8 protein-coding genes and 1 pseudogene are annotated in these 6,161 nt (G+C 65.7%); 3 read left to right on the top strand and 6 right to left on the bottom strand.

The window, feature by feature from the left end; all coding sequences use genetic code 11:
- From BM419_RS31160 to BM419_RS31155, 3 genes are all read right to left on the bottom strand, one after another.
- Positions 1 to 204: phage integrase N-terminal SAM-like domain-containing protein (locus tag BM419_RS31160; protein ID WP_175556422.1), on the bottom strand; the 204-nt coding region annotated here is incomplete at its 3' end.
- Between the two features lie 143 nt (positions 205 to 347).
- Positions 348 to 779: a hypothetical protein gene (locus BM419_RS32200; RefSeq protein ID WP_056145470.1), complete on the bottom strand. Its 432-nt coding sequence runs from the start codon at positions 777 to 779 to the stop codon at positions 348 to 350.
- Positions 780 to 1,562: 783 nt separating this feature from the next.
- Positions 1,563 to 2,084 (bottom strand): hypothetical protein, encoded by a 522-nt coding sequence (locus BM419_RS31155; protein WP_091928731.1) that lies wholly within the window; start codon positions 2,082 to 2,084, stop codon positions 1,563 to 1,565.
- A gap of 142 nt (positions 2,085 to 2,226) precedes the next feature.
- On the opposite strand from BM419_RS31155, the gene BM419_RS31150 reads away from it, so the two are divergent.
- Positions 2,227 to 2,643: a hypothetical protein gene (locus BM419_RS31150; protein ID WP_139257187.1), complete on the top strand. Its 417-nt coding sequence runs from the start codon at positions 2,227 to 2,229 to the stop codon at positions 2,641 to 2,643.
- A 115-nt stretch (positions 2,644 to 2,758) separates the two neighbouring features.
- Positions 2,759 to 3,043, top strand: a complete 285-nt coding sequence (locus tag BM419_RS31145; protein WP_091928729.1) for a hypothetical protein — start codon at positions 2,759 to 2,761, stop codon at positions 3,041 to 3,043.
- Here the strand turns inward: BM419_RS31145 and BM419_RS31140 are convergent.
- From BM419_RS31140 to BM419_RS31130, 3 genes are read right to left on the bottom strand one after another with little or no spacing between them, the layout of a single operon-like run.
- A complete protein-coding gene (locus BM419_RS31140; protein ID WP_091928728.1) occupies positions 3,034 to 3,600 on the bottom strand; it encodes a hypothetical protein in 567 nt (188 codons plus the stop codon). The genes BM419_RS31145 and BM419_RS31140 overlap by 10 nt on opposite strands.
- A 60-nt stretch (positions 3,601 to 3,660) precedes the next feature.
- Positions 3,661 to 4,440 carry a hypothetical protein gene (locus BM419_RS31135; protein WP_091928727.1) on the bottom strand — a complete coding sequence of 260 codons (780 nt, stop codon included), beginning with the start codon at positions 4,438 to 4,440 and terminating at the stop codon, positions 3,661 to 3,663.
- A gap of 2 nt (positions 4,441 to 4,442) precedes the next feature.
- Positions 4,443 to 5,369, bottom strand: coding sequence for a hypothetical protein (locus BM419_RS31130; RefSeq protein ID WP_091928726.1), 927 nt, complete (start codon positions 5,367 to 5,369; stop codon positions 4,443 to 4,445).
- A 575-nt stretch (positions 5,370 to 5,944) separates the two neighbouring features.
- Between BM419_RS31130 and BM419_RS31825 the strand changes: the two are divergent.
- Positions 5,945 to 6,043: pseudogene (locus BM419_RS31825) on the top strand (IS5/IS1182 family transposase); the annotation flags it as partial.
- Positions 6,044 to 6,161 lie beyond the last annotated feature (118 nt).

Below are 6,161 nucleotides of genomic sequence, written 5' to 3'. Positions count from 1 at the left end.
GAGTTCCTGCTGGGCGATCTGGAAGCGGCGCAGGTCGTCACCGGTCGCGGTATCGGGCGATCGCCGCAGGAAGGCGGCCAGCCGCCCGACGTCGCGGATGTAGTTGCGCTGCGTCGCCCGGGAGAACCGGCGCAGGGTCATGTCGTCGATCAGGCGCTGACGCAGCGAGCCGCCGGCAGCGGCGGGAACGGCAAGGACGGTCATGGGATGGCTCCGCTCGAAGGGAGCCGGGATCGTCCGCCCGGGCCGGGCGACGCTCAATCGGCGCAGGGCCTTCGGCTCAACCCGCCGACGTCGACGCTGCCACCCCTCCCGCGCGAGCGGGTTCGTTCTTCCACCCTACGCGGTCATTGGTGCACTTTCTCGGACTCCGACAACCGCCGACGTTGCTGTTTGCGGATCGCCTCACGTTCTTCGGGCGAGAATTGGACGCGGTGAATTATGCCTTGAACGGCTGCGACGAAAATTCCCGCGCCTATGAAGACGAGCGGGTTTGGCTCGGAAATTGTCGGGATTAGGGTGTATATTCCCTCGCATGCGGGGAGAAGCAGTGCACAAAACCCGAGCCCGTGCAGGGTGTTATAGTCCTTCAGGCTAGCCCAGCGACATCCGATGCGTTCGCTCACGATGATGATGCAAACGGACCACATCGCTATACCGGAAATGACCATTGTCGCCTGCGATGAAAGCCCGGCCGCGAGCTGTAACACATTGTACAGACCCAACCAGAGGGCAATACCGAGGCCAAGGATAGCCGCTGTGTGGTTGCGTGGCTCCATGGAAAAACCCCTAAGTCGTTTTTGCCGAGATTTACTTGAGTTCGATCGTTCACACCATCGTTAAGTAATCAGATTTCTACCTTGCAACCTTGCAACCTTGCAACCTTGCAACCTTGTAACCTTGTAACTTATACCTCTGATTTCTACCCGGGTCGCGAACTAGTGATAGACAACATCATTCGCCTCGATAATCGTCTCGCCAAGCTTGGATAAATCTTCCATTTTCCATGTCGATCGCCGTGTCTATTTTGTATACGTTATTATGAAGTCGGTGTATCTTTTCCGGCTAGTCGACCAACCGTAGATACCTCAAGACTAAGTCATCGGACAAGCCGGGAGATGATTTAGGGCAGGTCGGCGACAATGCAATTAGACAACTTCCGCTTCGATGCGTTAGCCATCCAGAAGCAGACGGACAGGAAGCCACCCGACCTGGTCGTACGGCCTTGTTTCATCGTGTGCGTGTAAAACGTGCTTTCCCCGAGTTATGTGGCGGATCGCGATTTCCGGAGATAAGATCAATTCTGCCGTTCACCTGTAACGCAGGCAAACATTAGGATCCTGACGACGAAACGTGCATGTCGGCTCAGCAGGGCTCTCAATAGGTCAAGGTCCGCCTGTCGGTTGGCCGGCAATACTGGCCGTTGACGACCGGCACCGCCAAGCGCATCGGTGCGCAGGTCGCCGTCGAGGAGGGCCGCGAGCGCGACTTGGTCGAGGACGCTTACGTCATCGACCCAAAGTAGCAGCCGGCCGACATCGACATCTGATCCGTGCGTCGGATCAGAAAGGACGCTGGCGGATGAAATCGTGCATTTGGTTTGCGTTGTCGAAGAACCGACACGTGGCAGCGAGCAGAATCTCCTTCGAAACGGCCGCATTTCCCTCGATGCCGATGTAGACCGAAATGAGCTCCTCTTCGGTCACGTCCACCTTGGCATCGAAGATCTCACCCTCCGCCTCCGTGAGGCCATCTCCCCACTTACGGGCGGTGCGGAGCAGCGTGTTGGAGGGGGCCGGCGAACGCTCGCCCGGCGGGAACGCCACAACGCGCGCGCCATCCAACTCCTTAGGGAGCCGGGGCAGGATCAGCGCCTCGGCGGCCTGCTTGACCGTCTCACCTGCCGTCGAGAGGAACGCCTTCGGCAGGCGCTTGCGCGAGAACCGCTTGTCGCTACGGACCCGGCGGTTGCCGAAGATCACGCCAAGGCGCGTGCCGCGCGGAAGGCCCAGGAGGTTCACGCTGCGAGACAGCAGCGTGCCGAGACTGGTCTGAACGAGGGGGATGCGTCTTGCGATGGGCATGAATAGACCCCTGAAATAGCGACGGTACCGCTATATCGCAGGCCTCGATATAGCGGGCAACCCTTTATTTCAAAAACTGGCGTGGCCCGAAACTGGTCACGCCCCCTGCGGGACACTCCGATCAGATCAACAGAGATCCCGCGTGCCGCAGGCCAGCCAGCCAGCGACGACCCCCAAACCACCAGCGCCCGCGCCCGAGGGCCTGCGGCTTCGCTTCGACCGTGGCGAGCGCCGGGCGGCTGTGTCCGTCGACGCCACCCGCGGTCTTGCGACCTGGGTCGACGGCACCCGGACCTTTGAGTTCGTGCTGGCGACCGAGCCCCCCCTGCCGGACCTACCGCTGGGATCAACGACGCTTCAATTGAAGTTGGCCCAGAAGGCGGAGCCGACGGTCAATGGCGATGAGGTCGCCTGCCATGTGGCGGGCGATCCGGGAGACGGCAAGTCCACCGTTGCGCTATCTGTCGCCGGCGTGCTCCGACGCAGCGACGTGGTCTCAATCGACAAGTCCGCAACCAGACAGCTAGTGGCTATCGGGACGCCGACTGACGCGGCGTAAGGGCTGCCGTCCTAACGGACCTAAGGAAATGGTTAGTATACTGGTATCCGATAGTTGAAAGCCCGAAAAATCCGTGCGAATACTGCGTTGACATGTATTGTCTAGGATGTCCGTTATGAGCCCTGGGTCCATCGTCTCGCATTTCGAGGGCATCGCCTACGGCCTGGCCGGCGCCATGGCCGGGCGGCGGTCGGACCGCGTCCAAGCCGTGATTGCGGCCCGGAGGGAGGCCCGTACGCTCGACCGGGTGGCAACGGTGGCGGAGGCGATGTCGCGGGACAGGCAGGAGATCGGCGACCTGCGGGCGGAGAACGCCCTCCTGAGGGACGAACTCGCCACGATGCGGGCGCGCGCCGTTCGCGCCGAGGCCATGGCCATCCGCGACAGCCGTCAGCCGTAGACGAGGCGCGGGCCGCCAAAGGCCGGCTCCTCGGTCTCGGGCTCGGGCGCAGAGACGACCGGCTCGGGTAGCCGAGGGAGCAGGCTGCGCTCGTAGTCCCGGAGGGACGGGCACGGGGGCAGCCCTGGGACAGGCCATGTCCCCAGCATGTGCTCGCCGGCGTGGCGCGGCGTGAGCATCCGCAGGCGGCCGAGCGAATCGTCGTCGAGGCCACGGATCCACGAGAGCGCGGCGTCGTCGAGGGCGCGCATGTCAGGCTCGGGCTCGCCGGCGGCGCGGGCCGCGGCGTACGCCAGGGCGACGTCTCCCCACTCGGACGCCACGCAGACGTGCGGCGGTTCCGCCCTGGGCGGTGCGGGCGTCGGAGCCGGTGCGCTCGCCGCGGCCAGGGCGTCGAGCGCCTCGTCCGCAGCGGAGGCGCCCGGTCCGTGGGAACGGGGGGCGGCGACGGTCTCGGCGACCCACCGACCGGCCCGCCAGACCAGCCGGACGACCGTTCGGAGCGCCTCGGCCATGGCGGCGATCATGACGGAGATGTAGGCGGCGAGACGGCGCATGTGGTGGGCTCCGTGGTGAAGATGGGATGATGCGGAGCGGTTCCGCATTACACCAGGGCGTCAGGCGGCCTTCGGGATCGATGCCCGGTAGGCGTCGAGCGCCGACCTGCCGGCCGGTGTGAAGGAAGCCCGCGTCTGGCGTCTCCCGCCATTGCGGCCGGGACGCATCCATCCGGCCTCGACGGCTAGGACGATGCACCACCCGGAGACCCGGCCGCTGTCCGGCTCGGAGACGAGCCCGGGCGCCCAGCCCCGAAGCGTCTCGCGCGCGGGGTCGTCGGGGCGGGGCACGGCGGCTCGCTCCAACAGGGACCTGCCGTTCGCCACGGACAGTCCTCCCCAGCAGATCTGATGGGCGACGGCTCGGCTCACATACGCAAGGGTCGTATGCCCCAGCGACGCGGCCAGGGTCTCCCAACCCTCGTCCGTCGCCAGGTCGATGGCGTGGTACCACGTCCCGATCCCAAGCAACTCGCTCGCGCCGTCCCACACCGCCTTCAGGCCGGTGATGTCCTCGACGCGACGTACGAACGGGAGATCGGCGCACGCCGGCGTGGAGAGGTAGAAGCGCGGCGGCCGCGTCTCGGACGAGAACCGGTCGCGGATGAGCCGGACGGGGAACCGCAGGCTTCGGGGCAGGTACGGGACGGACGTGTCTTGAAGCGTGCCTCCACCTATCGACAGGCCGTAGGGGTCTGACAGACCGGCCTCGATGAGGGCGCGGTCGATGGGCGTCTCGCCGGACCGTCCATCCCACCTGGCGTGATCGAACGGTGTCGGCGCTGCCGTGTCCGCGATGTCGAACAGGGAGAGTCGGCGGGGGTCGGGGCGGCGGGCCATAGTCACGCCTCCGTGCCGAAGATCGTGAGCCGCAATTCCGTCGGTAGCTGCCGGCGATGTCGGTGGACGGCCGCGAGGGCGTGGCTCGCCTCGATCACAGTCAGGGTATCCAGGCCGGCGAGGACATGCCCGATCCGGCTATGTGACTGGCCCCAGCCGCTCGAATTTCTGATCGTAGCCTGATCCCCGTCGAGTGCGGTGAGGATGCGTGTCGCGGCGTGGACGGCATCTCGGACGAGCGGGTCCTCGGCCCGGGCGAGCCAGTCCTGATCCGGATGCTCGGCGGCCCGGGCGCGGGTCGCGGCGATGGCGGCCTCGACCTCGGCGGTCATGTCGCGGGCGAGGCGGGCCGCTCCGCTCCGGGGCGCACCACCGGGGCCGGGCGGCTCGGCCAGCAGGGCCTCGGCGACGCCGCGCTTCCGAGAGCTCCATGCCCACCGGCGCGTGTCGAGCGATTCGCGAAGGGCAGCCAGGTCGGACCGACGCCCGTCGCCGTTGAGCGCCGCTTCCAACTCGTCAGTCCTGCGCTGGCGGGCGGCCTCGGCTGCGAGACGCTCGTCGTCCTCCGCCAAGGCATCCTCGGCGGCGGCGAGGGCGAAGTCCATGCCCGCCCCCGGCATGTCGGTATCCTCCCAGCAGACCGGCTGGACCATACCTCCGGAGCGTTCAGCGGTGCCCCAGGAGAAGCCGACGTCGCGGAGACCGTCCCGGCTGAGCTTGTACGCCCGCGCGTACCGCTCGTCGGGGCCGTCGCCGATCCACAGGGTCCTGGGGCCGCGGGCGGTGACGACGTCGCGGTGCCGCCGCCATGCCAGGCCGAGGGCCGCGCCGGGTAGGGCCGCCTCGGAATGGGGCGCCTGGTGGGCTGTGGCAAGGGTCGAGAGGTCGACGCCCCCGACGATGGCAAGAAGCACAAGAAAGGAGAGCATCGAACGAATCCTACGCGGCGATTGGCAATTGCTATGATGCCCCTCGCTATCCTGTTTTCGCAAGGCTCACATCAATTATCGTTTCGTATTAGGCCCGCCCAGGGAATGCTTCGAAATTCTTAGGATCGACGGACTGGCAAAAAGTAGACAAGAAAAATTTGTCCACTTTCGGAGGTCCTTGCATTTCATCGGCGCATTCATACTATCTTTGCCAATCGCCGCGATTGGCGAGGATTCGTTGCTCGGGGATGCGGGATGACAACTGGCAATAGACATGAGAGACCGCCGGAAATCCGGCGCATCGATCCCCGCGAGGCGTTACGGGAGGCCATAGAGGCGGACGGCTCGGCCTCGGCCGCGGCACGACGCCTTGGATGCAGCGCGTCGTATCTCATCGACGTCCGCCACGGCCGCCGTCCGGCCAGCAAGCGGCTGCTCGGTGCCCTCGGCCTGCGGCGCATCGTCGTGGAGGCCGCCCGTGTCTAAGAGCCCGTCCGGTAAGGGTCTGAGGCGGGGTTGAGTGGCCGGGATGGCGATGATTCCAGGGGGGTGCTGAAGCCTGACCTGGAAGCGCCATGTGGACCCCGACCACCCGGCGGCAGCATAGCCGCGTGGGCCTTCGCTATGAAACCGACCTTACCGACGCCGAGTGGGCGGTGATCGAGCCACTGATGGGTCGCGTCCGTCAATGAGGTGGACTTTTGGGGTGGAATTGGAGCGGCCATCGGTCAGGCGGCCTGCGGTGGAAGGGTGATGGTGTCGTCGGTCAGTGCCGGCGTGAGGCCGACCATG

The organism is Methylobacterium sp. yr668, assembly GCF_900116245.1.
Lineage (GTDB): Bacteria > Pseudomonadota > Alphaproteobacteria > Rhizobiales > Beijerinckiaceae > Methylobacterium.
Note: the sequence above shows the minus strand (reverse complement) of the source record. Positions and strands in the feature narration are given on the sequence as shown.

What these genes read in the sequence shown, in the direction of transcription:
- BM419_RS31145 (WP_091928729.1), top strand. Translation starts at nt 2,759, where the DNA reads ATGAGCCCTGGGTCCATCGTCTCGCATTTCGAGGGCATCGCCTACGGC.
- BM419_RS31130 (WP_091928726.1), bottom strand. Translation starts at nt 5,369, where the DNA reads ATGCTCTCCTTTCTTGTGCTTCTTGCCATCGTCGGGGGCGTCGACCTC.
- BM419_RS32200 (WP_056145470.1), bottom strand. Translation starts at nt 779, where the DNA reads ATGGAGCCACGCAACCACACAGCGGCTATCCTTGGCCTCGGTATTGCC.
- BM419_RS31135 (WP_091928727.1), bottom strand. Translation starts at nt 4,440, where the DNA reads ATGGCCCGCCGCCCCGACCCCCGCCGACTCTCCCTGTTCGACATCGCG.
- BM419_RS31140 (WP_091928728.1), bottom strand. Translation starts at nt 3,600, where the DNA reads ATGCGCCGTCTCGCCGCCTACATCTCCGTCATGATCGCCGCCATGGCC.
- BM419_RS31155 (WP_091928731.1), bottom strand. Translation starts at nt 2,084, where the DNA reads ATGCCCATCGCAAGACGCATCCCCCTCGTTCAGACCAGTCTCGGCACG.